This window comes from Novosphingobium resinovorum (assembly GCF_027922145.1).
GTDB classification, from domain to species: Bacteria; Pseudomonadota; Alphaproteobacteria; order Sphingomonadales; family Sphingomonadaceae; genus Novosphingobium; species Novosphingobium resinovorum.
Genome location: NZ_BSFC01000013.1, coordinates 61,767 through 87,740 on the forward strand (window position 1 = coordinate 61,767; position 25,974 = coordinate 87,740).

Genomic DNA, 25,974 nt, shown 5'->3' on the forward strand with positions numbered 1-25,974 from the left:
GCCGACACCGTCGTGAATCATGTCGTGAACGAAGCGATGGAATGCGGCGACCCGGGGATCTGGCCTTATGCAGAACTCTGGTCGCCAAGAAGCTACGGCGCTGCTATAGCCTTATATCCCTGCATCCTGAGAAGGATTCTGCGGCCTTGCGTGCTACGTTGACTCGCGAGGATAGGTTTCGTCAGACGTAGCTTAAGGTACTTAAAAGATGACATTCGACAAGGGAAATCGCGGCTATGGTCGTGATCGGTTCGGCGGTGGTGATGATCGTTGGGGTGGTGGCAACGATCGGTTCGGCGGCGGCGGCGGTGATCGCTTCGGCGGTGGCGGTGATCGGTTCGGCGGCGGCCAGCGTGGTGGCTTCGGCGGATCGCGCGGTGGTGGTTTTGGCGGCGGCGGTGGTTCGCGTGGCGGGCCGGGCCAGGTCGTCGGGCAGGGTCGTGGAACGGTCAAGTTTTTCAACCCCGACAAGGGTTTCGGCTTCATCCAGCTTGAAGGTGGCGGCGACGACGCATTCGTGCACATCAGCGCCGTGCAGTCTGCCGGCCTCGAGACGCTGGCCGAAGGCCAGCAGCTGGAATTCCAGCTGGTCGAGCGCAATGGCAAGGTTTCCGCATCCGAACTGACTATTGTCGGTGAGGTCATCGTTGCTGAACGTCGCGAACGTGCCGCCGCTCCCGCTCCGCGCCAATCGACTGGTGAAAAGGCCACCGGCACGGTCAAGTTCTTCAACGGCTCCAAGGGCTTCGGCTTCATCGTGCGCGATGACGGCCAGCCTGACGCTTTCGTGCATATCAGCGCCGTCGAGCGTTCCGGTTTGCATGGTCTTTCGGAAGGCGATCAGCTCGAATTCGAGATCGAGATCGATCGTCGCGGCAAGGCATCTGCCGTGAATCTGGTCCAGCGCTGACGGACTTGGCCATGGCTGCCACAGGTGGCCATGGCCTCTGCTCCGGCTTTCCTCTGTCGCATTGCGATCGGTAACGGAAAGACACGCGCTTTATGCCGAAGGCGCTGATCCAGCCCGCCTTCGGCCAGATACCTGCAAGGGTACGAATGAGTACCCTTCAGGCGTACGCACAACACGTCCTGCTGCGGGGGATCAGCTTTCTTCTGGAACTGATGACCGGACACATTACTTGAGCCCCGGACCAGCGGTAGTTCAATTCTTGCTTGAAAGGCTGCCCCTTAGCAGCCTCAAACCTGACCTTGTCCTGGCGGCACGACCGTCACGCAAAGGCCAATAAAACGACAACGGATTACATGACGAACGACGATCGCAGCGGTGACAACGACTCCCCTCTTCTCGACCTGGACAAAGGTTCGGTCCAGCGGTTCATCGCGCGCGCCAAGAGCCAGGGCGTCATCACGGTCAAGGAGTTGAATGCCGCGCTGCCGCAAGACCAGATGACCACCGACCAGATCGAGGACATCATGGCCGCGATCTCGGAAATGGGCGTCAAGATCGTCGAGAACGATGATGATGACGATGAAGAGGGTGAGCAGGAAGAGGGCGTGGAGGCCGTCGATGGCCGCGATGACGATTCGGGTTCGGATTCCGAGTTCGACGAAGGCAATTCCCGGCGCCGCCCCGGCGAAACCCGCAAGGCGGACACGCTCGGGCGTTCCGATGACCCGGTACGGATGTACCTGCAGGAAATGGGCGCCGCCGAGATGCTCAGCCGCGAGGGCGAGGCCGCCATCGCCAAGCGCATCGAAGCTGGCCGCGACATGATGATCATGGGGCTTTGCGAAAGCCCCATGACCTTCCATGCGATCATCGGTTGGTCCGAAGCGCTCAACAATGGCGACATGCAACTTCGCGAGATTCTCGATCTCGACGCCATGCTCTCCAAGGAGCCGCAACCGGAAAACCTGGGTGAGGACGGTGAAGCCGACGGCGAGATTTCCGCTGCCACGGCCGGTCCTTCTTTCAAGGACGATGACGATTCCGGCGAGGACAACTCGGAGGAAGTCGACGAGGACGGCAACCCGATCCCCAAGCGCAAGGTCGAGGACGATGAAGAGGACAACACCCTCTCCCTCGGCCAGATGGAAGCGGCCCTCACACCGGAAGCGCTGGAGAAATTCGCGCTCATCACCGAACTGTTCCGCACCTTTGAACGTCTTCAAAGCGACCGGCTCGACGCGCTGGCGCTTGGCATTGATTTCCCGGGCGAGAAAGAAGACCAGTATCTGCAACTGCGGGAGGATCTCACCGCGCAGGTGGAGGCAGTGCAGTTCCACGCGAGCAAGATCGAGTATCTGGTCGACAACCTCTACTCCTTCAACCGTCGCCTGACGACGCTGGGTGGCCAGATGTTGCGTTTGGCCGAGCGTCACAAGGTGAAGCGCGCCGACTTCCTCGAAGCCTACACGGGCCGGGAATTGGACGACACATGGGTCGCCGAAGTGGCCAGGAAGGACAAGAAGTGGGCTGCCTTCGCGGAAAACGAGGCTGAGCCTGCCGAGCGCATCCGTCTGGAAGTCTCGGACATCGCCACCGCCACCGGCATGGCGCTGCCCGAGTTCCGCCGCATCGTGAACATGGTGCAGAAGGCGGAGCGTGAAGCGCGCATCGCCAAGAAGGAAATGGTCGAGGCGAACCTGCGTCTGGTGATCTCGATCGCCAAGAAGTACACGAACCGCGGCTTGCAGTTCCTGGATCTCATCCAGGAAGGCAACATCGGCCTGATGAAGGCGGTCGACAAGTTTCAGTACCGCCGCGGCTACAAGTTCTCGACTTATGCGACTTGGTGGATCAGACAAGCAATCACGCGTTCGATCGCGGATCAGGCTCGCACGATCCGTATCCCGGTCCACATGATCGAGACGATCAACAAGCTGGTACGCACCAGCCGTCAGTTCCTCCATGACCAGGGCCGCGAGCCCACGCCCGAGGAAATGGCCGAGAAACTGTCGATGCCGCTCGAAAAGGTGAAGCGGGTTCTCAAGATTGCCAAGGAGCCGATCTCCCTCGAAACGCCGATCGGCGACGAGGAAGACAGCAGCCTCGGCAACTTCATTCAGGACGAGAACGCCGTCATCCCGGTGGACGCAGCGATCCAGGCCAACCTGAAGGAAATGATCACTCGCACGCTGGCGTCGCTGACGCCTCGCGAGGAACGTGTGCTGCGCATGCGCTTCGGCATCGGCATGCCGACCGATCACACGCTGGAGGAGGTTGGACAGCAGTTCTCGGTGACCCGCGAGCGTATCCGCCAGATCGAAGCGAAAGCGCTACGCAAGCTCAAGCATCCAAGCCGTTCACGCATCATGCGCGCGTTCCTCGACTAGACGCAGGCGGGTCGCCGGTCTTGGCCGGTTACCGCTAGCGCGATACCATACGCGACGATTGGTTTTTACGCGCCCCTGCAAGCCGTACAGCATGCCAGATGCCGCCCCCAGACCTGCCGTTCAGTATTTATAGGTCGCGTTGACAAAATGCTTCAGCCGCCTTGCTGGAACAAGGTTGAGGAGCCGAGGTAGGAAAGCGGGGTTTTCTCGAAGCGGGTGGCGATGCGGCGCTGGTGTTCGAGAAAACCGAACATGCGCTCGATCCGGTTGCGATTGCAGTAGCGGCGATAGTCGGGATGCTCTGGCGCCTTGCGGTTCAAACGCCGCGGAATGGCGGGCAGGAGCAGGTCTTCACGGAAACGGTTGCCATCGTAACCGTTGTCAGCGAGCAGTGCTTTGGACTTCGGAACCGCGGCGGCCATCAGGTCATCGATGCCGCCGTAATAAGATTACTCGCCGCTTATCAGGTGGAGTCGAGAGGGAAGCTATGATTGTCGCAGCGGGCGTCTATGCCGCGTGATCGACCAAAAGCCTCCTTGCAAAGCCCCCTTTAGCGTCAGCAGCCGACAAGAGGCGAGGATGATAGTGCTGTCGACCATGTACCACCAGTCGTCGGTTGGGCCGAGATCGACCAACGATCGCAACAGGGCAGAAACCCGCAGGAGGTCCATAATTCCTTTCAGATACATACGGTTATATCCGGAAAGACAGGCATGTCTACCGCGCTTTTGCGGAAGCAGCGGTCCGGTCAAGGGGAGAATAAGTTCGATCCGTTGAGTGATCCCGCAGTTCTTGGTCCGTTATCTTCACCGCTCGTCTGCCAGCCAATGTCCGTCCAAAATAGGGGTCTGGGCGATACCAAAGACAGAGCAGTGCTGAGACATAGCGGTGAATAGTGGATAATGTGGATCGAGTTGCCGTGCTGCGGCGGGCCGGTTCGGTGTAGCACCATCAACGGCGGTTCGCTGGCGAGCACAGTAGCGCGAGACGGGTGACATTGCCCCAAAGCCCCGCGGCGGGGATACGCGCTCGCGGCGGATGGAAGAGCGGGAAGCGGACATTCTGGCCGTTTGGCAGGAGCGCAGGGACATCACTCATGAACGCCCCACTGGCGCGTTCGAACACCGCGAACATGCCGAACCCCAGCAGGCTCCAGTGTCCCGCATAGCGCAGAAGGCGATGCCATGCCTCCTCGCGCGATGTGGGCAGACCGCGAATGAACTGGAGCACCGCCGGATCGGTCGCGAGTTCGAACACGGCATCGAGATCGTCGATCGTATGGGCACGCAAGATCAGGCGATCGGTGGTAATCTTGGGTCGGTGCATAGCCAGACTCGCGACGGTTCTAAAATATCAGACGGCGATGCCGGCGACTTCGCGCGCCAGCGGTTCCAGGGCCTCGAGCACCGATGTGTCGAGCACCACCGATGCGGCGGCGACGTTCTGTTCCAGGCGCGTGCGGTTGCGGGTGCCGGGGATCGGCGAGATCGCCACGCCCAGTTCGCGCGCCTTGGCATAAAGCCAGGCGATCGCAACTTGCGCCGAAGTCACGCCCAGACCGGTGGCGATACCGTCGATGGTCGCGACGAGGCGCATGTTCGCGTCCCGGTTTTCAGGCGAGAAGCGCGGGAAGTGGTTGCGGGCATCCCCACTGCCGATGGCCTCAGCAAATGCCTGCCCGGTGAGCATGCCGCGCCCGAGCGGCGAATAGGGAACCACCGTCACGCCCAGTTCGGCGGCAACGGGCACGACCTCGGCCTCGATCGAGCGCGTGAAGATCGACCATTCCGACTGCAGCGCGGCAATCGGATGGATCGCGTGCGCCTCCCGCAGTTCCTCTGCCGAGACCGCCGACAGCGCGATCGCCCGCACTTTTCCGGCCTCGACAAGCTGGGCCATCGCTCCGATGGATTCGGCCAGCGGCACGTCGGCGCTGCGGCGGTGCATGTAGTAGAGGTCGATCACATCAACCCCTAGCCGCCCGAGCGAGGCATCGGCCGCCTTGCGGATGAATTCGGGCCTGTTATCGAGACTCCAGTCGTCGGGCGTTTCGGGTGTGCGGGCATAGCCGAATTTGGTGGCGACCACGGCCCGGTCGCGGTTGGCCTTTACGAACGGCGCGAGAAACCGCTCGTTTTCGCCCATGCCGTAGACGTCGGCGGTATCGAACATCGTCACGCCCAGTTCGAGCGCGCGGTCGAGGGTCGCGTAGGCCTCTGACTCGTTGGTCTCGCCGTAGAACTCGCTCATGCCCATGCAACCGAGGCCCTGGGTGCCGATTGCGGGGCCGCCGTCGCCAAGGACGATCCGGGGAAGCACATTTTCGCCTGTCATGAATCTACTCCAAAAGTTGACCGGCATGACCTATAAGTGTGGAGTATGGTCCATGGTCAAGAGCCTTTGATGCTGATTTCCCAGTTCGCCCTAACCACCGGCCTGTCGGTCGATACGGTTCGTTTCTACGTCAACAAGGGCCTGCTGAAGCCCGAGCGAAGCGCCAAGGGCGGCGCCAATCCTTATCAAGTATTCACGCAGGATGACGTGACTGCGGCGCAGATGATCCGCCTGCAGCAATCCCTCGGATACTCGCTGGCGGAAATACGCGCCCTGGGCGACGAGTACCGCCGCGGCGCTGGCTCGGCGCAGCGCACGGCCGAAATCCTGCGCAGCCAGATTGCCCGGCTCCAGGAACGGCGCACCGAACTCGATGCCGCGCTGGCATTCCTGGAGGCGAAAGTGGAGTGGGTGGAGGCAGGCCGGCCGGGTGCGGCGCCTCAGCCGGGCATCTGCCACTGTTGAGCGTCGGCTAATTCGGCAAGCCCTTCTGCCACCGAGACTTGCGGCGCATATCCCAGTTCGCGCCGCGCCTTCGCAATGCCCAGCGTGACCTCCACCGCCATCGTCGCGAGATCCTGCCGCGTGACCGGCGGTTTGATCCGCCCGCCCGAGAGCATAGCCAGCCCTTCTCCGATCCGGGCGATGCTGCGCACCAGCCATGACGGTACTTCCCTGGTGGGAGCCGCGATGCCCTGGGTCTCCAGAATGCGGGTCACGAGGCTGCGGAATATCATCGGCTCGCCGTCGGTGATGAAGTAGGCCTCGCCGCTCCGGCCTTTGCGCAAGGCAAGGTCAATCCCGTGGCAGGCGTTGGCCACATGCGTCGCCGAAGTCAGGTAGTGCCCCCCGTCGATCCACGCCATCTGGCCGGAACGCGCCGCCGCAGTCAGGATCGGGAGCGCCGTCGTGTCGTCCCGTCCCCAGACGAACCGGGGCCGCACGGCCACGACCCCAAGCCCCTCGCCCGCCGCTGCGAGTGCGATGCGCTCGGCTTCAGCTTTCGTGCGCGAATAGGCGCCGGGAAACCGCTTTGGGAACGGATGGCTTTCATCGACGCACACCAGCGGTCTCCCGTCGAGAAGGACGGATTCGGTGCTGATGTGAACAGCGCGCTTCACGCCGGCCTTGCGGGCGGCTGTAAAGACGGCGCGCGTGCCCTCGACGTTGACCGCTTGATGGTCCGGCGTCTCCGGGCCGTGCCCGGTATGGGCAGCCGCGTGGACCAGAGCAGCGCAGCCAGCCATCGCTTGTGGGAGATGCGGATCGTCAAGGCGCCCTTCGACCGGCCTTGCCCCCAGTTTGCGAACCACGTCCGCGGCCTCCGGTGAGCGCACCAGCGCGGCCACCGGCGCACCAGCCGAGACGAAATGACGGATGAGATTGCGGCCGAGATAACCGCTGCCGCCCGTCAGGAAAACGGGCGCGTCTGGAGAAGGAAGAAAGGCACGGCTGCCTCCCTCCGCGATGCGGTCGGTCATGATGGGGTGTCGCTTTCTTTTGTTAGGGAAATTCGTCAGCCGGCCCGCGTCGAAGCCAGCCATCGGATGTCGCCAAGCAGCGCATCGCGCTCGGCTTCGGGCCATTGATGATAGTCGAGGGATTCGAGGAGCTTGAGCCCCTCCAGCGCCAGATAGGCCAGCATCGGGCCGCGCGCGCCATCCGCCTCGGCGCGGATGCGGGTGATGACCACGCTCTGGTTCTCCTGGATCGCCGCGCGCAAGTTCTGGTCCTGCGCAAGCGCGGCGCAGATGTTCAGCGCTGCCGCGCGGAACGCATCGGGAAACGGCTGCGCCGCCGCGGCGATGCGCCCGTGAAGCGTGCGGTTCTCGGGAGCATCGCAGGATTCCGCCGCAGCCTCGTTGAAGGCATTGTCGCGCGCCACGGCACGCTGGACCATAGCTTCGAGCAGCGCCTGCTTCGACCCATAGTCATACACGACGCTGCCCTTGCTGATGCCCGCTTCCCGCGCCACGCCCTCGAGCGTCAGACGCGCGGCGCCGACACCGGCGACGACCGCCTCGGCAGCATCGAGAACCCGGTCCCGATCGATAGATTTCTTGCGACCCACACTGCCATCCATTTTTATCTGACTGGATGGATATAAATTAGACGGCAGCGCGGCGTCAACCTGCTTTCAGCGGGCGATTGCGTAGCCCTGCATACCGCGCGGGTTGGCGGCTGCGCGAAGCAATCCCCCCGCTCTCGCATCGAAGGCACAGGCCGAAAGCCGCCCTTCGGACCACGGACCGCCGACCTGAAGCGCGTGACCGCGCCGCACAAGATCGGCGCGCGCGACTTCGGAAAAGCGGCTCTCCACGGTCAGGGTACCTAGGTCCGCCTCGCGCGGCCAGAAACTCGCCAGCATATGGTCGGTGTGGAAAGCGGGGGTCTCGATCGCGGCTTGCAGCGGGCGGCCATGGACCACGTGCGCCAGCCAGAGCAGCAGCGACCATTGCTCCTGCTGGTCGCCGCCCGGCGTGCCGAAGGCAAGGTAGGGGCGTCCGTCGCGATAGGCCATCGACGGCGTCAGCGTCGTGCGCGGACGGGTGCGCGGGCGGAGCGAACTGGGCAGTCCCTCGGCCAGCCAGAACATCTGCATGCGCGTTCCCAGCGCGAAACCCAGGCCCGGTATCGCCGGGCTCGATTGCAGCCAGCCGCCCGACGGTGTCGCCGAGACCATGTTGCCCCAGCGGTCCACCACGTCGACATGGCAAGTATCGCCGCGCTGGTGCCGATCGATCGCTGTTCCGCGCTCCCCCGCCATCGTCGGTTCGCCGCCGCCGATCGACGTGCCCGCTTCGCCCCGGCGGCGTACCGGAGGCAGTTGCGGAAGAACCCCGCCGGGCGCGCCCGGGCGCAGTTCCCCGCTCGCCTCCTGCCCGATCAGTGCGCGGCGTTCTGCGGCATAACCCTCGCTCAGCAGGACGCTCAGCACATCGCCGCCCAGCCCTTCCCCGTACCAGGCATCGCGATCGGCCATGGCGAGCTTGACGGCCTCGGTCACCGTATGGACGTATTCAGGCGATTCCGGCGGCATCGCGGCGATGTCCATGCCCTTGAGTATCTGCAGCGCCTGCAGCATCGCCGGACCCTGGCTCCAACTGCCGCACTTGAATAGGGTGTGGTCGCCGTGTTCGATGGACAACGGCGCCTCGATCGGCGGGCGCCATCCGGCCATGTCGTCGCCGCGCAGCAGGCCGCCGTGGCGACGCCCGCTGCTGTCCATCGCCTCGGCATTGCGGCAGTAGGCGTCGATCGTCTCGGCCACATGGCCTTCGTACCAGTAGGCCAGCGCCGCCTCGATCTGAGTTTCCCGGTCGGCGCCCGCCGCTTCGGCATGGGCGAGCAGCCCCTCGTAGAAATCCGCGAGCACCGGATTGGCGAACAGCGTACCCGCGGTGGGCACATCGCCACCGGGAAGGAACAGCGACGCGGAGCTTTGCCACTCCTTCCGGAAGAGCGGCGCGACCGATGCGATGGCTGCAACGGCACCTGCGAGGATCGGGTGACCGGCGCGGGCATAATGGATCGCCGGCTCCAGCACGTCGCGCAGGCGCATCGTCCCATGATCGCGCAGCATCGTGACCCAGGCGCCGAAAGCGCCCGGAACGCAGGCCGCGAGCAACCCCGTGCCGGGGATCATGTCGAGGCCGAGCGCGGTGAAGGCCGCGATGTCGGCTGCGGCCGGAGATGGCGCCTGCCCGCAGATTACGGTAGGCGCGGGATCGCCCGCCCGCGCGACGAGGATCGGCACGTCACCGCCCGGCCCGTTGAGGTGCGGCTCCACGACCTGCAGCGTGAAGCCTGCGGCGGCAGCGGCATCGAAGGCATTTCCGCCTGCCTCCAGCATCCGCATGCCGACCGCGCTGGCAATCCAGTGGGTGGACGCGACCGCGCCGAAAGTCCCGCAAAGTTCCGGCCGTGCGGTGAAATGCGACATCGTTGTATTCCTGTTCAAGTCGTTCGAGGCGAAGGGGTATGGGAGGCTGCCGGGCGCGACGTCAGGCAGGTGAGGAACAGGGTGAAGGACGCGGTATCCCGCCAGTTCCGGGCCATCTCGAGCGCTCCGTTCACATCTTGAACGAAAGTGAGGCCATGACGCGGGCGGGCATGCCCGGTGCGCCCAAGCCCTCGCCCACGGTGAACACGTCGGCGGTGAACTCGTTGTAGTACTTGGCGTTGAAGATGTTCTCGCCCCGCACCGCGACTTCCCAGCGGCCGTCGGGCGCGCCGAGCGAGGCCCGCAGGTTGACGATGTCGTAAGCCTTCTGGCGCGATGTGTTCAGGATGTTCCAGTAGAACTTGCCCATGTGGCTGTAATCGCCGCGCAGGCCGAGTTCGAGGGTGTCGGACACCGGAATCCGGTAGTCGATGCTGCCGTTCGCGGTGACCGAAGGCGCATTAGGCACCGTCAGCCCGTCTACCGGCACGAAGCTGTAGAGCGCATCGGCATCCTTCCAGCGCGAATGGAGCCAGCCGCCGGATGCGGAGAAGGTCAGCCCGGTGACCGGGCGATAGGACACCCCACCCTCGACGCCGTAGCTGACCGAGCGGCCGATGTTGGTGACTTCCTCGCTGATCGCACCGTCGTCGTTGACGAACTGGGTCTCGAACTGGCGGCGCTTGTAGTCGATGTAGTAGCCCGCAAGCTCGAAGGTCAGGCTGCGCCCGAGCGCCGATCCCTTGATCCCCGCCTCATAGCTGGTGGCGCGTTCGGACTTGTAGGCGCCGCCGGTTCCGGTCGTGACGTTGACGCGGCCCGGCTCGACGCCCTGCGCCAGGTTGGCGTAGACCATGACATCCGGGGCCACGTCGTAGGACAGCGTGATCTTGGGCAGTACGGTCGTGTCATTGACGTTCACGGACAGCGGCACGTTGTAGTCCCGGCCGGTAAAGGCGCTGCGGGCGACACGCAGACCCGCGCCGATGTGGAGGCTGCCGATACGGTAGTTGGCGGTGGCGAAGGCGGCGTATTGCCGCTCGATCGTGTCCCCGTTGTTGTAGTTCTCGATGAACTGCGGGCCGCCCGCATCAGGGCCGACCATCAGGTCGAGATTGTTGGTCATCCCGCGATTGTCGACCGCCGCGTAATAGGCGCCGACCAGCCAGTCGAACGGCCCGGAACCCGACGACGCGAGCCGCAGTTCCTGCGTGAACACGCTCGCCTTGTCGCGATCCCCGTTGAAGGCGGTGATGCCGTCGGCCGAGCTGTAGTCGAGATCCCAGCGCAACTGGTTCTTGCGGCGGGTATAGGACGTCACGTTGGTCAGTTCGACTGTGCCCAGATCGTAGGCAACGCTGAGGATGCCGCCGTCGACCCGGCGCTTGTTCATGACGTCGGTGTTGTAGTCGACCGTACGGCGATAGGCGGCGCTGCCGTCGGTTTCGGGGGCGGTGACATAGACGTTGCCGCCGTTGCTCAGTTCGTTGTGCCGGTAGCTGAACTGGACGTCGAGCGCATCGGTGGGCTGCCAGCCGATGGCGATGCGGGTGCCCCATTCGGTGCCCTTATCGGGATTTCCGCCCAGCAGGGTATTGGCGATGTAGCCACCCGTGCGGTTGTAGTAACCCGATGCGCGAACCGCGAAGCCGTCGGCAAGCGGGGCATTGACCGCCGCGAAGGCGTTCACGGTATCGAAGCCGCCGTATTCGACACGTGCCTCGCCGCCGTAAACATCGGTGGGCTTCTTCAGGACGTACTTGATGGCGCCGCCGATGTTGCTGCCGCCGTAAAGGGTGCCTTGCGGCCCCTTGAGAATCTCGATGCGCTCGACATCCTCGACCGAGGCAGACTGGTCGGTGAAGTTCTGCACGTCGTCGATGTAGAAACCAACGCCCTGCGTGTTGCCGAAGGCGCCGACGCCGCGGATCACGACGTTGGGCTCGTTGTCCTGCCGCCGGTTGAGGATGATGTTCGGGGTCTGCCGTCCGAGGTCGTTGAGCGATGAAATGCCGGCATCGCGGATGGTGTCGGCGGTGATCGCGCTGATCGTCTCGGGAATGTCTAGCAAGCGCTCGTTGCGCTTGCGGGCCTGGACGACGATCTCGCCGCCGGCTGCAGGCTCAGCGGTATCCTGCGGGATTCCCTGCGCCTTGGCGGACGGAAGCGGCATGAGTGCCAGCGTGGTGCCGGCAAGCAGAATGGCTCGTACATAGATCATAGACTGAACCCTCATGATTGAAGCCGGCGCGATCTTTCGCAGCGGCATGTGTGACTCCCTGACGGACATGCTTTCCCGCTCGCCGAAGACGCATCCTCGACGCTCGGGCCTGCCCGGCTTTCGTTTTTTGGTCTGCTTTCCCGCACCGTTGCCGGTGCGGGCATTCTACGCTGCGGTGGGCACCAGCCCGGCCGCGTGGTAATCGGTGATCGTCAACGCGCTGTTGAGTTGGCGCGATTTGCGCCCGATCAACCCGAAGCGCGTGAGGATCGGCGACAGGTCCATCATCACGTTGCGCTTCCAGATCTTGGCGCGCGTGGCGGGGACCATGATGTCTGAGCCGCCGTGCGCCGTCGCCTGGTTCTGCTCGACGAAGGCGCGGGCCTTGCGCTCATAGGCGGCGAACGCCTCGCGGTGATCGTCATGCGTCGCCAGTTCGCCCGCAAGGACATAGGCGCCGACAAACGCAAGGCTCGTGCCCTGCCCCGAGAAGAACGAGGGTCCGTAGGCGGCATCCCCGACGACGCCCACCCGTCCCTTCGACCACTGCGGCATGTGGATCTGCGTCATCGAATCGAAGTAGATGTCCGCAGACTTTCGCGCTTCCGAGAGCATTTCGGGCATGATCCATCCCTGGCCGGCATACCGCGTCTGCAGGTCGCGGTGCAGGCGATCCATGTCGGTGTACTCCTCGCGCGCCGGAGCCTCGCGGCGATAGGCGAGCAGCGCGTTCATCCGCTCCGCCCCGGTCTCGTAGACCAGCGCCATGAGGCCGGGCTCATTGTAGATCACCGCCTCGCGTGACAAGCCGTGGTTGTTGGGCATCGTGAAACCGACGAAGCAGCAACCGAGGTAGCGATAGAACTGGTCGGCGGGACCGAACGCAAGGGCACGGGTCGTCGAATGCAGCCCGTCCGCCGCGATAACCAGATCGAACCTTTCCTGCCGCCCGCTGCGGAACGTCACGTCGATCCCGCCGTCGTGGTCGGCCATGGCGGTCACGCTGTCATCGAAGCGATAGGGGATCGTACCCTTCGTCATGTCATGGAGCAGGCCCGAGATGACGCCGCGCTGCACCTCAACGTCACGGCCGACGACGCCGCCGGTAATGTCTTCCTGCCGGATGCTGGAGATCACGCGGCGGGAATTGAGAAACGTCCAGCTTTGCGCGTTGATATGTTCCTCGCGCAGCGCCGGCATCAGGCCCATGCGCTCGCACACGTCGACGGCGGTGCCGCGAATGTCGATCGCATAACCGCCGCTGCGGATGGTCCCTGCCCGCTCCACGACGGTCACGTCGAAGCCGTAGCGCTCCAGCCACCATGCCAATGCCGGACCGGCGATGCTGGCGCCGCAGACCAGGACTTTGCGGGCTCTGGGCCGGATCATCGAAACTACTCCCTGTTACAGTTCATGGTCATGGCCGCCCGAGACCGCTCAGGCGTGGGCGAGCACGAAAGCGCGCACGATATCCGCCGTACGCTGCCGGTGTTCGAGAGTGATCCCGTGCCGACTGCCCGCAAGCAGCGCGAACGAGCCACCGGGTATTGCCGCCGCGAGTTCGCGCGCCTCATCCACGCGGATGATCGGATCGCTGTCGCCGCAGATCACCAGCGTGGGTGCGGTGATCTCGCCCAGCCTGCCGGTGATGTCATGCCTATCGAGGGCCGCCATGCGCCGGGCGAAGGCCTGGGGCTCCCGCGTCACCAGAACCGCGTTGGTCTGCGCGACCAGTTCGGGCTGCAGGTCGATCGCTTCGGGGGCGATCACCGTTTCCAGCACGAAGCGCCGCACCGCCGCCGGATCGACGAGCCCCAGCGCGCCGAGGTCCGGCAGATGAAACCGGCTCCGCGCCGAGGCGGTCGCCCCGAGGATTACGCTTTTCACGCGCTCAGGGAACAGCACGGCGAACGTCATCGCCACTGCGCCTCCATAGGACGATCCGAAAAGGTGAACCCGCTCCAGCCCGCTCCCGTCGAGGAAAGCGGCAATGTCCCGTGCGTGGTCCGCCATACCGTAAGGGGTAGGTTCGCACGGGCTATCCGGGGAATCGCGCTGATCGAGCGCGATGGCCTGAATGCCTCCTCCCAGATGCGGAGTGAACACCGCGAACTGGCTGCGATCGGCATTGCCACCGTGGAGAAGCAGAAGCGGCTCACCCTGCCCAATCCTGTCGGCGCAGAGCGGTACGGTATCGGCGATGGCTTGCCCCATGACATGACCTCCGTCGTGCGGGGAGAGGCGCCTGTCCGCCGCTCCGTTTCAGTTTTGTGTCATGCCCGTACAGATACTGTCCAAGACTGTATTCTCATCGCGCATATGCCCGGGCGGCATGTCTCCGGCGCAAAAGCTATGCGCGATGGGTATCGGCCGCTTCGGGGAGCCGCGCCGTCGGCCATTCGCCCGCAGCCACCTGATCGGCGACCAGCGAGAGCAGCATTTCATGAATTTCGCGGATCGCGCGCAGGCCCTGCCGGTTCCATTGCGTCGCGATCGCCCACGATGCCTGCAAACCCTCGATCGGCACGAAACTCAGCCGCTCCGCCCTTTCCGGGCCGATAACGCAGCTCGGCGCTATGCCGAAACCCGCGCCCCGTTCGACGAGGTCGCCGACCAGGGCCGAACTGTTGACCTCGCTGCGCACGACCAGCTTGCGCGTCACTTCCGGATAGGCGGCCTCCAGGTACGCGAGCGTGCTCTGCGGATAGCCGACAAGGACCAGCGGAAGGCCGACAAGATCCGGCACGCTGACCGTGTCCGCGAACTCCCCTCGCCTCTCGCGCGGACAGACGAGGCAGAAGTTCTCGTTGACCAGCGGGGTCATCATCACCCCGCTGGTGCTGGCCGAATTGGAAATCAGCGCCACGTCGAGATCACCGGCCGCGATCCTGTCCCGCAAGTACGAACTCGAGCCCTGGATCAGGTCCACGCGGCAGCCGGGATAGCGGGCCAGAAACCCCGCCATGACCGGCAGCAGCAGCTTGGCATGGATGGATTGCGGGGCGCCAAGCGCGATGCTCCCAGTAAAGTCGCTGTCCTCCGTCGCCATTTCATCGACCAGTTGCTTCACCGAATCGAGAATGCCGGTCGCCCTGCGATAGAACCGCTCCCCTGCATCGGTCAGCGATACGCCTGTGCTGTGCCGCACGAACAGGGCCTGCCCGACCTCGTCCTCCAGCTTGGCGATCGAACGGCTCAGGGCGGGCTGGGCGACGTTGAGGTAATAGGCGCCGCGCACGAAACTGGACGCATCCGCGACCGCCTTGAAGTATCGAATTTGCCTGAGTTCCATGACCCCGCGCGACTCCATTGGCAGACTGCGGCCGTTAGATAACCTTTCCAGATCGAGGTCAAACCACCGTCCCGCGCCGGGCCAAGGGTTCCGCCTCGCGGTCGGCGTAATGCCGGGCCAGAATGGCGCAGGCGAACAGCTGGATCTGATGGAACAGCATGAGCGGCAGCACCGCCGCCCCCACCTGCGAGGCAGGGAACAGAATGCCCGCCAGCGGCACGCCGGACACCAGGCTCTTCTTCGAACCGCAGAACTGCAGGACGATCGCATCCTCCCGCTCAAGGCCGAGCAGACGGCCGAGAACCCACGTCGACAGCAGGACGAGAGCAAGCAGGATGACGCACCACAGCGCAAGCTGCGCCAGCGCTTCCGGCGCCACGCGGTGCCACAAGCCTTCGACGATGGCCGCGCTGAAAGCCGAGTAGACGACCAGCAGGATCGAGCCCCGGTCGGACACCATCACCAACGGACGATGCCGCGCGACCCATGGGCCGATCCACGGACGCAGCAGGTGCCCGGCGACGAACGGCAGGAGAAGCTGCAGGGCAATCGTGCGCACCCCGCCCCACGACATTCCCAGCGACCCGCCTCCCCCCTCGACGCGCATCAGCACGCTTGCGAGGATGGGCGTCAGCGCGATACCCAGAAGATTGGAGAACGACGCGCTGCAGACCGCCGCCGCGACATTGCCTCTGGCGACCGACGTGAACGCGATGGACGACTGCACCGTGGAGGGAAGCAGCGTCAGGAACAGCAGGCCCGAAGCCATCACCGGATCGAGGACGCCCAGCCGCTCGATCACCAGGCCCAGAAGCGGAAACAGCACGAAGGTCGATCCAAGAACCGCCAGATGCAGTTTCCATGCGCCCGCGCCGGACAACAGCGCCTCACGCGACAGCTTCGCCCCCTGCAGGAAGAACAGCAGCACGATGGCCGCGTCCGCTGCCATGTCGACGACCGAGGCTCCCGCGCCGCGCACAGGCAGGAAACTCGCCAGGCAGACGGTGCCGGCCAGCGCGAACAGGAAAGGGTCGAAGGCGGCGCGCAAGTATCCCTTCATCGCCTCACTCCCCGATCAGCAGATCGGCGAGGACCGGCTCGGCTACCGAGATCGAGGTGCCCTGATGATAGATATTGCGCCAACCCTCCGCCTGGAGACGATAAAGCCGCAAATGGCGCGCGGCCTTCCGGCGAACCGCGCCGTCGCTCGCCCTGAAGACATTCACGAACGAGCCGCGCACGATGGCAAGGTCGCCGACATGACTGATGTGGTTCTCGGTGACGCGATACTCGACATATCGACCGCCCTGCTGGCAGACGGCGGCGAGGTAGCCCGCCTTGTCGCGGATCGAGCCATCGGCATCGACATGGACGTAGTCGGCATCGACCATGCTCGCCAAAGTCTGGTAGTCGGCCTCGACGATCCCCACAGCCCTTCTGTCCTCGAGTTCGGCGATCTCGGCGTAAATCACGTCCATGTCCTGCGCTCTCCATTCCCTGCCGCCAAAGCCAATCCGCAGGTGGGTAGTGCGCGAGAGGAGAGCGATGCAAAGTCCGTATTCTCATGATCGCCATGAGGGAGCGGCATGGCTCACGGCCATGCCGCCGATGAATTGCCCCGATGAACAATCGCTAATGGCAATTCGCAGGCGCCGATGCCAATCAGGGCATGTCCATTCGCGGAGCGCATGATGTCTGAAGCTATCGGTACGAGCCTCGTGGAGCGCATCTCCCACGTCAATCTGGCGATCCGCGACGAACAGGCTTCGCGCGATTTCTACGTCGGGATTCTTGGCCTCACCGAAGTATGGCGCGTTCCGCAGCCGCAGCCGGGGCTATGGCTCCAGATCGGCTCGAAGCAGATCCACCTCCTCCGCCCGGTGGACGACGACGAACTGCCGCCCCCGCGCGTGCTTCAGGAAACGCCGATGGCCCCGCATCTCGCCTTCTCCGTCGCTGACGTGAAGCGGGTCGCGCGCCGTCTGGAGGAAAACGGCGTCACCGTGATCTTCAGCCCCTACATGGAAGGGCAGGCGTTCTTCACCGACCCGTCCGGGAATATTCTCGAAATTCTCGAAGACCTCTGACCGGCCAACAAGTCCCAACCACCCTGACGGCCTGCGCCTCTTCGGCTGCAGGCCGTCTTTTTGTTTCAAGCAGAGGTGATGCGCGGCGCGGGCCGGTTGATGAAGGACTTCAGCGCAAAGCTGCTCTGGATATGCGCGACGTTGGGGATTTGCGTCAGCACCTCGAGGAGATCCCGGTAGTGATCCAGGTCCCGCACCACGACCCGCAGCAGGTAATCCGCGCCGCCTGACATAAGGAATCCGCTCATGATCTCGGGCAGGTCCGCCGCCCGGCTTTCGAACGCCTCGAGGGCGGTGCGGACCTGCTTGTCGAGGGTCACCGAGACGAAAACGGATATCGGCCCGGCGAGCTTCTTCTCGTCCAGCCGCGCGAAGTATCCGAGGATATATCCCTCCTCCTCCAGCGCGCGAACCCGCCGGGCCGTGGGGGTCAGGCTGAGGCCGATCCGCTCGGCAAGATCGCTCCACGTGATGCGGCCATCCTCGCTGATGCACTGGAGAATCTTGCGGTCGTAGGAATCAAGCACCCGGATCATCACTTCCCCACCATAAGATCGATCATTAGCAATATATTCCACACAATCTACATTATATAGTAAAATTGTTCAAATCCGCAGTTCGATCGCGCCATGTTTGGCAACTCTCCCTCGCGTTTCCCGGCTACTTTCGGACCCGCAAGGAGAACGACAATGCGACACGAGCGGATCATCAGCCTGGACGCCATCTACCAGGCCGAGACCGGCCCTGCCTTCATGACCGGCATCCAGGCCCTCGTGCGCCTGCCGCTGATGCAGCGGCGCCTCGACAGGCATCGGGGCCTGCGGACGGCGGGCCTGATCTCCGGCTATCGCGGTTCTCCCGTAGGGGCTTACGACCAGCAGCTGTGGAAGGCGCAGAAGTACCTCGACGCGCATGAAGTCGTCTTCCAGCCGGGGCTGAACGAGGATCTAGCCGCCACCGCCCTGTGGGGCGCGCAGATGCACAAGGCTTATGGTCCGTCCAAGGCCGATGGTGTCTTCGGCATCTGGTACGGCAAGGGCAACGGCGTCGACCGGACGGGCGACGTGTTCCGCAATGCGAACATGCTGGGCACTTCGCCGCTGGGCGGCGTCTTGGCGATCGGCGGCGACGACCACAGCGCGCAGTCATCGATGTTCCCGCACCAGACCGACGGCATCTTCCAGTCGGTTCACATGCCGGTGTTGCAGCCGGCCAACGTCTCGGAAATCCTCACGCTGGGCATGGCGGGCATCGCCATGTCGCGCTTCTCGGGCGTGTGGGTCGCGATGAAGACGATCGCCGAGGTCGTCGAAAGCGCCGCGACCTTCGACCTTCCCGATCCCTATCCCGCTTATGCCTCACCGGCGGGGCTGGTGCCGTCGCACGGGCTGAACTGGGACCCGTCGATCAACTGGCCCGCCGAACGCGCCGAATACGAACGGCGCATGATCGAGGAGCGCATTCCCGCCGCCGTGGGCTGGGCCACCGCCAATCGCATCGACGCGCCGGTGTTCGAGGCTGGCCGCACACGCCTGGCCGTCGTGACGGTCGGCAAGGCGCATCAGGACCTGATGCAGGCCCTGTCCAACCTCGGCATCGGCAAGGACGAAGCCGAGGCACTCGGCCTCTCGATCTACAAGGTCGCGATGAGCTGGCCGCTCGCCACCGATCCGCTGCTGGTCTTCGCGAAGGGAGCGGAGGAAATCCTCGTCATCGAGGAAAAGGGGCCGACGGTCGAAAGCCAGATCAAGTCCGCCTTGTTCAATCACGACGGCAGGCGCCCGCGCGTTTCGGGCAAGACCGCCCCGGACGGCAGGCAACTGCTGCCGGTCGTTTCGGAATTCAACCCGCTGATGGTCGCCAGGGCCCTGGTCCAGCGCATCGCCCCGGACGGCGCGATCGACCTGACGACCCGGCTGTCGGCGCTGGAAGCCGCCGGGTCGCGCGGCGAGGTAATCGCATTCCCCGCCCGCAAGCCGTTCTTCTGCTCGGGCTGCCCGCACAACAGTTCAACCCGGACGCCGGAAGGTTCGATGGCGGGCGGCGGCATCGGTTGCCATGTCATGGCGCTCTCGCAGCCGAAGCTGAAGACCCCGACCTTCAGCCAGATGGGCGGCGAGGGCCTGCAATGGGTCGGCGCAGCACCATTCTCGCAGACGGGCCACATCTTCCAGAACCTGGGCGATGGCACCTACCAGCACAGCGGGCTGCTGGCGATCCGCGCGGCCGTGGCGGCGGGCACCAACATCACCTTCAAGATCCTCTACAACGATGCCGTGGCGATGACCGGCGGCCAGCCCGCCGAAGGCGCGCTGGAACCACGCCGCATTCTTGCGCAACTCGTCGCTGAGGGCGTCGGTGCGGTCCATCTCGTCAGCGACATGCCCGAGAACTGGCCGCGATCGAGCCTGCCTGCCGGCGTCACCCTGCACCACCGCGACGCGATGGACAGCCTGCAAAAGACCCTGCGCCAAGTCCCCGGCGTCACCGCGATCCTTTACGAACAGACTTGCGCCGCCGAGAAGCGCCGTCGCCGCAAGCGCGGCGCCTTTCCCGATCCCGACCGGCGGGTCTTCATCAATGAGCGCGTCTGCGAAGGCTGCGGAGATTGTTCGGTACAGTCCAACTGCATTTCGGTGGAGCCGCTCAAGACACCTTATGGCGTGAAGCGCCGGATCAACCAGTCCGCCTGCAACAAGGATTTCTCCTGCACGAAAGGCTTCTGCCCGAGCTTCATCGAGATCGCCGGCGCCAAACTGCGCAAGCCCGCCCCCGACCGCATCCGCGCACTGGAAGCGGAGCATTTCGGGGCACTGCCCGAGCCGACGATCCCCGCACTCGAGACCGTCTACAACATCTATGTCGCGGGGATCGGCGGGCTTGGCGTCCTGACCACCGGCGCCCTGCTGGGCACTGCCGCGCACTTGTCGGGCCGCAATGCCACGGTGCTGGACTTCACCGGCCTTGCGCAAAAGAATGGCGCGGTGGTGAGCCAGGTGCGGATCGCCCCGCAGGGCAGCGACATCCACGCCGTGCGGATCGGATCGGGAGAGACCGACCTGCTGCTGGGCACCGACGCACTGGTCGCCGCCAGCCCGGATTCGCTACGCAAGTTCGCCAGAGGACGCGGCGCGGTGGTCCTCAACGGTGACGAGACCCCCACTGCCGATGTCGTCTCGGATCGCGACTTCGCATTGCCGACGCCGAAAATCGTCGAGACGCTGCTTGGCCGCGCGGGAGCCAACGGCTTCCTGCTCAGCGCCACCCGCATTGCCGAAGGGCTGTTCGGCAACAATGTCGCGGCCAACACCCTGATCGTCGGCTACGCTTGGCAGAAGGGCCTCCTCCCGCTGGAAGCCAGCGCTTTCGAAGCCGCGATCGAAGCCAATGGCGCAGCGGTCGAACTGAACCGGCGCGCATTCGCATGGGGACGTCTGGCGGCGGTCGACATGGCCACGGTAGAGCAGGCCGCCGGTATCGCGCCGCCCACAGCGCCGACTCCCGAAACCCTCGACGCATTGATCGCCCGCCGCACTGCGGACCTTATCGCGTATCAGAACCAGGCCTATGCGCGCGTCTACGGCGCAATGGTCGATCAGGCGGCTGCCTCTGCCGCATCTCTGGGCAAGCGCGGCGAGGCATTCGTACGTTCGGTGGCCACGCAGGGCTATCGCCTGATGGCGTATAAGGACGAATATGAGGTCGCGCGCCTTTACGCAGATCCGGACTTTCGCAGGGCGCTGGAAGGGCAGTTTTCCGAGACCGGCGCGATCGGCGTCTGGCTTGCCCCTCCCCTGCTCTCGCGGATGGACCCGGCCACCGGCCGCCCAAAGAAGCGCAAGTTCGGCCCCTGGGTCTTCCATGCATTCACGATGCTCGCCCGCCTGAAATCGCTGCGCGGCAGCTGGGCCGATCCGTTCGGATACACGCAAGAACGGCGAAGGGAGCGGGCGCTGGCGGCGGACTATCGGCAGATGATCGCCGAACTGTGCGGCGATCTTGGTCATGCCACCATCGACCATGCCGCAGCGCTCGCCGATCTGCCCGAGATGATCCGCGGCTACGGCCCGGTCAAGGAGGCGGCTATGGCCGAATACGAAGAGCGGCTCAGCGAACTTCGCGCGGGCCCGAACGCAACGCCGATGAACGAGGCCGCCTGATGCTTAACGAAACACAGATCGCCATTCGCGACACGGTGCGCGATTTCACGCAGCGGAAAATCCGCCTCGACGGCGCCATCCGCAAGGCACCGCGCTAACTTCAAGGGTCAAGCAATGACATTGGTATTCCAGACTATTCCCCACCCCCGCCCGCTGGCCCCCGGTTCGCGATCGGCCGCCCTCGAAAATCCGGGGTTCGGAAAGCATTTCACCGACCATATGGTCACCATCCGCTGGAGCAGCGAAGCCGGATGGCACGATGCCCGTGTCGGACCGCGTCGCCCCTTCGAGATCGATCCTTCGGCATCCGTCCTGCATTACGCGCAGGAAATCTTCGAGGGCATGAAGGCCTATCGCGGGGCCGATGGGCAAACTCTTCTGTTCAGGCCGGAGGAAAACGCCCGGCGCTTCAACCTGTCGGCAGAGCGGATGGCGATGCCGCAGCTTCCCGAAGATATCTTCCTCGAAGCCGTGAAGCGCCTCGTGGACGTCGATCGTGACTGGGTGCCGGGCAACGGGGGCAGCCTTTATCTGCGGCCTTTCATGTTCTCGGATGAGGCGTTTCTGGGGGTGCGTCCTGCGTCCAGCTACGTTTTCTGCGTGATCGCATCCCCGGCCGGCGCCTATTTCAGGAACGGTGACGATGCGATCCGCCTCTGGGTCACTCCGGACTACACGCGCGCCGCGCCCGGAGGCACGGGTGCGGCCAAATGCGGCGGCAACTACGCAGGAAGCCTGCTCGCACAGCGTCAGGCAATCGCTCGCGAGTGCGACCAGGTCCTGTTCCTCGACGCGGTCGAAGGGCGCTGGGTGGAGGAACTTGGCGGCATGAACATCTTCTTCGTGTTCGACGACGGCCGACTGATCACGCCGCCTTTGCGGGGCACCATTCTTCCCGGCATCACCCGCGATTCCATCATGACCATCGCGCGGGAACGGGGGCTGACCGTGTCCGAGGCGCCGGTGTCGTTCGATCAATGGCAGGCCGATGCCGCGAGCGGCAGCCTCACGGAAGCGTTCGCCTGTGGGACCGCTGCGGTGATCGCTGGAATCGGGTCGGTGCTTTCTCCCGGCGGGCAGTTCGCGGTGGGAGACGGAAAGACGGGGCCGGTCACAACGGCGCTCCGCGATGAACTCACCGCGCTGCAGCGCGGCGATCGGCCGGATCGTCATGGCTGGGTCCAGGCGTGCAGCTAGGCTGAACCGCGCGTTTCGGGGGCGGCGTGCAGCCGCCCCCATCGACGTCAGGCAGTCACGCTTCCCCACGCCGCGCCCCAGAGGTTCGGCGGGCAATGAATGCGTCCGTCACGATAGGACACAGGGTCGGGCAGATCCGCGGCGATGAAAGCCGAACCGTCGAGGTCCACGAAGTCACATAGCTGACCCAGCAGAAACGCCGGAGCCGCGGCAAGGCTGGACCCCGCCATGTTGCCGACCATCACGCCCAGCCCCAGCTTGCGCGCGAACGCCTCCATTTCCAGCGCTTCGGTCAGGCCGCCGCACTTGTCGAGCTTGATGTTGACGACCTGGAACCGGCCGACGAGCCCTGCGATGTCCTCCAGCCCCAGCAGGCTTTCGTCCGCCGCGATGGGAATGCGCGAGCGGATGTATTCGAGCCCGGCTTCGCCGCCGCGCGGGACGGGTTGCTCAAGGAGCGAGACCCCGGCCTCCACCAGAACGGGCAGGAGCGCATCAAGGCTGTCGACGCGGTAGCCCTGATTGGCATCGACCATGAGCCAGACATCGGGGCGGTGCTTGCGCACCAGCCTTATCCGCTCGCTATCGGCGTCGAGATCACCGTCGAGCTTGAGCTTGATCGCCTGCGCGCCGACATAGCTTTCCAGTTGCCGCAGCATCTGCTCGGGCGGGTCGGCGGACAGGGTGAACGTGGTGACCAGCGGCACCGGCGGCTTCAGGCCAGCCAGTTTCCACACCGGCACGCCCTGTTCCAGCGATTCCCGCTCCCATAGCGCTGCGTCGATGGCATTGCGCGCGCCGCCCGCAGGCATCGCCCGGCGCAGTTCCTCGCGGCCCGGGCCGTCCTCGATCAAGGGGCGGTAGGCTTCCAGTTCGGACAACATGTGATCGAGCGTATCGCCGGTGTAGTAGACCCCGCTCGCCTCGCCGCGCCCGGCCATACCGCCGCCTTCCAGCCTGACCTGCACGGCGGGGATGCCGGTGAAGACATGGCCGGCGATGCGCAGCGGCTGCCTGAAGGTCATCGGGTCGGTAGCTACGTGCAGCGTGAGCTTGCTCATGCCGTCGCCCCCACGATCCCGGTCCGCCGCGCGCCGCGCATGGCAAGCAGAAAGAAGAACGCCGCCAGCAGCGAACTGGGAAAGCTGACGCCCGCGATCGCCTGCCCCAGCATCGCCTCGCCGCCCAGCGCCTGGCTGAGCAGGGCGATGGCGGCCGGCGCGGTCGCGACGCCGAACACCGCCGAGACGAAGACGTTCGTGCCCAGCGCCAGCCCGCGTATCTCGTTGGGGACGTTGAGGGTGATCGCGATCACCCCGATCGTCGCCGTCACCGCACCCATCATCAGGTTGAGGGCCAGCATCCCGGCAAACAACGGAACCCCCGGCGAGAGCGCGAAGAACGACAGCGGCGCCGTCGCCAGCGCGGCGACGAAAGCCGGGATCAGCACCCCGGCCCTACCGCCGCGACGACGGCCGAGTTCCGCGCCCTGCCCTCCGGCAAGCGCGCCGACGATGCCGCCCAGGAACGTGACCGCGCTCAGCCACCCGGCGAACTGACCGGGCGAGAGATGATGGTCGCGGATCAGTACCGGCGTCGCCCAGACCGCCGCTGCCTGCAGGGCGATCTGGCAAAACAGCATCGCGAGGAGCAGCGGGACGAGGAAGGCGCGATAGGCCCACAGTTCGCGCAAGGCGGCCGATGTGGCGGTGGTCGTCTCCTTGCGCTCCTGCCGCGCAGGCTCGACGATCAGCAGCAGCGGGATCAGCAGCACGATCGCGAGGACCGCCGCCGCGAGATAGAGGGCACGCCAGGGCGCGAGGCCGCCCAGCAAACCCGGGCTGAACGTCAGCATCCGGGTCAGCGCATCGAACATCAGCCCGCCCGCGAGGATGCCGAACGCCTGACCCGAAGCCTGCCCCACCGCGAACAAGCTGGTGGCGACCGAACGACGCTCGGGCGGGAAGAGGTCGGCGATGACCGACAGGGCCGCCGGGATGATCAGCGCGAAGACCACGCCGAGCGCGATCCGCCAGATCACCAGCAGCGTCACGCTCGATGCGAAGGCGGTGCCGGCCATGCCCGCCATCCACACGATCAGCCCCACCACCAGCAGGCGCATCCGGTTGCGGCTGTCGATCATGCGGCCGAGCGGGATCGAACTGAGCCCGAACGCGAGCCCGAAGGCCGTGCCCTGCAGCAGCCCGATCTCGATGTCGCTGAGCGCCATGTCCCGCTTCATCGGTTCGATGAGCAGCGTCGTGAGCGTGATGTCCATCGACAGGAAGAAGCCCATGAGCGCCAGTACCGCCATGGCAGCCCGCGCACGGCGGGCCTCGGGATAACCTGGGCCGGGAATGCCGGTCATGCCTGCGCGCTCCGCTCGAACGCCAGTCGCACGGTGCGGCCGCTTGTGAACAGGAAGCCGCTGGCGCCGAATTCAAGCGTCCCGCCGGGCGGCGAGAAGGTGGGCGACACCGCGCGCCACAAGTCGGGGCCGAGCGGTTCAAGCAGATAGTCGGTGCCGCCCAGCGGCCCGGATAGCACGATCCGCGCGGTGCCCGTCTCGTCGATGCGAATATCCGCCGCAAGCCGCGCCGCGCGGCTTTCGTAGCGGCCGATGAGCGGGGCAGCGGTGGTCCCCTCGGGCACCGTGACCGGCGCAAGATGGTCGGCCACACCGAACTCGGTGGTTTCGAGCGCCGTGACGCCGTCCGTCTCGACCGGCAGGATGCGCAAGTCGGTGGGAAGGATCGCCACGGTCATGCGGCCGTCCGCATCCCGCTTCGTGGGCAGGCTCATGCCGCCCATCACGACGGCCTGCTGCCCGGCATGCCCGACGAGCGAAAGCACCTGCCCGGTGCGCGCGGAATGGAACGTGCCTTCGACCAGCCTGCACGCGGCGTCCTGCGGCGCGGGCGGCAGACCCTGGATGCAGCAGTCGATGATCGCATCGACGAGACTGTAGAGATCCAGCGCGCTGCGCCCGTTGGTCATGAGGATGATGTCGAGTTCATGCCCCAGCACCTTGAGCATCTGGCTCGACCCGCCGACGACCCCGCCCGCGTGGTGCACGGTGTCCAGCCCACGATGCTTCGTCATGTTGAGACCCAGCCCATAGCCGTGGGTCATGCGGGGCGTGCGCATCTGCGCCCAGGTCTCGGCGTTGCCGACGATGGGGTGGCTCATGTGCCGCAGCCACGCCAGCATGTCGTTGACGGTCGAGACGATGCCGCCCTCCCCGCCGATCCAGGCACCGAAGATGCCCCGGCTCCAGCCGCCGTCGGACCGCGGCAGGTGCTGCGTGGCGCTGTTGGGCAGAAGGTCGGTGTCGAGGGGACGCAGCAGCGTGTCGGCCATGCCGATGGGATCGAGGATGCAGGTCCGCATGAGAACGGCGGTGGAATAGTCGGCCACGGTAGCGGCGGGATAGGTCCGCTGCG

22 protein-coding genes and 2 pseudogenes are annotated in these 25,974 nt (G+C 65.1%); 8 read left to right on the top strand and 16 right to left on the bottom strand.

All coding sequences use genetic code 11. The features are described 5' to 3' along the window. Positions 1-208: 208 nt before the first annotated feature. Positions 209-910 (top strand): cold-shock protein, encoded by a 702-nt coding sequence (locus PKE80_RS09060; RefSeq protein WP_271182207.1) that lies wholly within the window; start codon positions 209-211, stop codon positions 908-910. Positions 911-1,263: 353 nt separating this feature from the next. Then, positions 1,264-3,297, top strand: coding sequence for an RNA polymerase sigma factor RpoD (gene rpoD / locus PKE80_RS09065; RefSeq protein WP_271182208.1), 2,034 nt, complete (start codon positions 1,264-1,266; stop codon positions 3,295-3,297). A gap of 152 nt (positions 3,298-3,449) precedes the next feature. Here rpoD and PKE80_RS09070 read toward each other — a convergent pair whose 3' ends face one another. After that, complete coding sequence (locus tag PKE80_RS09070) at positions 3,450-3,719, bottom strand: transposase (RefSeq protein ID WP_271182209.1); 270 nt, start codon at positions 3,717-3,719, stop codon at positions 3,450-3,452. A 484-nt stretch (positions 3,720-4,203) separates the two neighbouring features. Between PKE80_RS09070 and PKE80_RS09075 the strand changes: the two are divergent. Next, a pseudogene (locus PKE80_RS09075) lies at positions 4,204-4,398 on the top strand (IS630 family transposase); the annotation flags it as partial. A 12-nt stretch (positions 4,399-4,410) separates the two neighbouring features. Here PKE80_RS09075 and PKE80_RS09080 read toward each other — a convergent pair. Then, positions 4,411-4,623 (bottom strand): annotated as a pseudogene (locus tag PKE80_RS09080) (GNAT family N-acetyltransferase); the annotation flags it as partial. A gap of 27 nt (positions 4,624-4,650) precedes the next feature. Beyond that, the gene (locus tag PKE80_RS09085; RefSeq protein ID WP_271182210.1) at positions 4,651-5,631 is read right to left on the bottom strand and encodes an aldo/keto reductase; all 981 of its coding nucleotides are present in this window, start codon (positions 5,629-5,631) and stop codon (positions 4,651-4,653) included. A gap of 69 nt (positions 5,632-5,700) precedes the next feature. On the opposite strand from PKE80_RS09085, the gene PKE80_RS09090 reads away from it, so the two are divergent. Next, on the top strand, positions 5,701-6,096 hold the full coding sequence (locus tag PKE80_RS09090) for a MerR family transcriptional regulator (protein WP_271182211.1): 396 nt from the start codon (positions 5,701-5,703) through the stop codon (positions 6,094-6,096). Here PKE80_RS09090 and PKE80_RS09095 read toward each other — a convergent pair. From PKE80_RS09095 to PKE80_RS09135, 9 genes are all read right to left on the bottom strand, one after another. Next, positions 6,072-7,112: an NAD-dependent epimerase/dehydratase family protein gene (locus tag PKE80_RS09095; RefSeq protein WP_271182212.1), complete on the bottom strand. Its 1,041-nt coding sequence runs from the start codon at positions 7,110-7,112 to the stop codon at positions 6,072-6,074. The two genes, PKE80_RS09090 and PKE80_RS09095, sit on opposite strands and share 25 nt — an antisense overlap. A gap of 35 nt (positions 7,113-7,147) precedes the next feature. Continuing rightward, the gene (locus tag PKE80_RS09100) at positions 7,148-7,702 is read right to left on the bottom strand and encodes a TetR/AcrR family transcriptional regulator (protein WP_271182213.1); all 555 of its coding nucleotides are present in this window, start codon (positions 7,700-7,702) and stop codon (positions 7,148-7,150) included. A gap of 66 nt (positions 7,703-7,768) precedes the next feature. After that, positions 7,769-9,574 carry a gamma-glutamyltransferase family protein gene (locus PKE80_RS09105; RefSeq protein ID WP_271182214.1) on the bottom strand — a complete coding sequence of 602 codons (1,806 nt, stop codon included), beginning with the start codon at positions 9,572-9,574 and terminating at the stop codon, positions 7,769-7,771. A gap of 130 nt (positions 9,575-9,704) precedes the next feature. After that, positions 9,705-11,795: a TonB-dependent receptor gene (locus tag PKE80_RS09110; protein ID WP_271182215.1), complete on the bottom strand. Its 2,091-nt coding sequence runs from the start codon at positions 11,793-11,795 to the stop codon at positions 9,705-9,707. Positions 11,796-11,960: 165 nt separating this feature from the next. Then, the gene (locus PKE80_RS09115) at positions 11,961-13,184 is read right to left on the bottom strand and encodes an FAD-dependent monooxygenase (RefSeq protein ID WP_271182216.1); all 1,224 of its coding nucleotides are present in this window, start codon (positions 13,182-13,184) and stop codon (positions 11,961-11,963) included. Positions 13,185-13,232: 48 nt separating this feature from the next. After that, positions 13,233-14,009: an alpha/beta fold hydrolase gene (locus PKE80_RS09120; protein ID WP_271182217.1), complete on the bottom strand. Its 777-nt coding sequence runs from the start codon at positions 14,007-14,009 to the stop codon at positions 13,233-13,235. A 136-nt stretch (positions 14,010-14,145) separates the two neighbouring features. Continuing rightward, positions 14,146-15,087: a LysR family transcriptional regulator gene (locus PKE80_RS09125; RefSeq protein ID WP_271182218.1), complete on the bottom strand. Its 942-nt coding sequence runs from the start codon at positions 15,085-15,087 to the stop codon at positions 14,146-14,148. A 58-nt stretch (positions 15,088-15,145) separates the two neighbouring features. Next, entirely contained in the window at positions 15,146-16,147 is a 1,002-nt protein-coding gene (locus tag PKE80_RS09130; RefSeq protein ID WP_271182219.1) for a bile acid:sodium symporter family protein, read from the bottom strand. A gap of 4 nt (positions 16,148-16,151) precedes the next feature. Then, positions 16,152-16,565 (bottom strand): nuclear transport factor 2 family protein, encoded by a 414-nt coding sequence (locus tag PKE80_RS09135; RefSeq protein WP_271182220.1) that lies wholly within the window; start codon positions 16,563-16,565, stop codon positions 16,152-16,154. 213 nt (positions 16,566-16,778) lie between these two features. On the opposite strand from PKE80_RS09135, the gene PKE80_RS09140 reads away from it, so the two are divergent. Then, positions 16,779-17,174 (top strand): VOC family protein, encoded by a 396-nt coding sequence (locus PKE80_RS09140; protein WP_271182221.1) that lies wholly within the window; start codon positions 16,779-16,781, stop codon positions 17,172-17,174. 65 nt (positions 17,175-17,239) lie between these two features. On the opposite strand, the gene PKE80_RS09145 is transcribed toward PKE80_RS09140, so the two are convergent. Further along, positions 17,240-17,710: an Lrp/AsnC family transcriptional regulator gene (locus PKE80_RS09145; RefSeq protein ID WP_271182222.1), complete on the bottom strand. Its 471-nt coding sequence runs from the start codon at positions 17,708-17,710 to the stop codon at positions 17,240-17,242. Positions 17,711-17,803: 93 nt separating this feature from the next. Here PKE80_RS09145 and PKE80_RS09150 point away from each other — a divergent pair, with 93 nt between their 5' ends. From PKE80_RS09150 to PKE80_RS09160, 3 genes are read left to right on the top strand one after another with little or no spacing between them, the layout of a single operon-like run. Then, entirely contained in the window at positions 17,804-21,334 is a 3,531-nt protein-coding gene (locus tag PKE80_RS09150; RefSeq protein ID WP_271182223.1) for an indolepyruvate ferredoxin oxidoreductase family protein, read from the top strand. Next, the gene (locus PKE80_RS09155; RefSeq protein WP_248006253.1) at positions 21,334-21,432 is read left to right on the top strand and encodes an acyl-CoA dehydrogenase family protein; all 99 of its coding nucleotides are present in this window, start codon (positions 21,334-21,336) and stop codon (positions 21,430-21,432) included. The genes PKE80_RS09150 and PKE80_RS09155 overlap by 1 nt, the downstream gene beginning before the upstream one ends. A gap of 16 nt (positions 21,433-21,448) precedes the next feature. Continuing rightward, on the top strand, positions 21,449-22,531 hold the full coding sequence (locus tag PKE80_RS09160) for a branched-chain amino acid aminotransferase (protein ID WP_271182224.1): 1,083 nt from the start codon (positions 21,449-21,451) through the stop codon (positions 22,529-22,531). Positions 22,532-22,578: 47 nt separating this feature from the next. Here PKE80_RS09160 and PKE80_RS09165 read toward each other — a convergent pair whose 3' ends face one another. From PKE80_RS09165 to PKE80_RS09175, 3 genes are all read right to left on the bottom strand, one after another. Continuing rightward, positions 22,579-23,592 (bottom strand): dipeptide epimerase, encoded by a 1,014-nt coding sequence (locus PKE80_RS09165; RefSeq protein WP_271182225.1) that lies wholly within the window; start codon positions 23,590-23,592, stop codon positions 22,579-22,581. Next, positions 23,589-24,899, bottom strand: coding sequence for an MFS transporter (locus PKE80_RS09170; RefSeq protein ID WP_271182226.1), 1,311 nt, complete (start codon positions 24,897-24,899; stop codon positions 23,589-23,591). The genes PKE80_RS09165 and PKE80_RS09170 overlap by 4 nt, the downstream gene beginning before the upstream one ends. Continuing rightward, positions 24,896-25,974, bottom strand: a 1,079-nt coding sequence (locus PKE80_RS09175; protein WP_271182227.1) for a serine hydrolase, incomplete at its 5' end; no start/stop codon positions are given. The genes PKE80_RS09175 and PKE80_RS09170, both read right to left, overlap by 4 nt.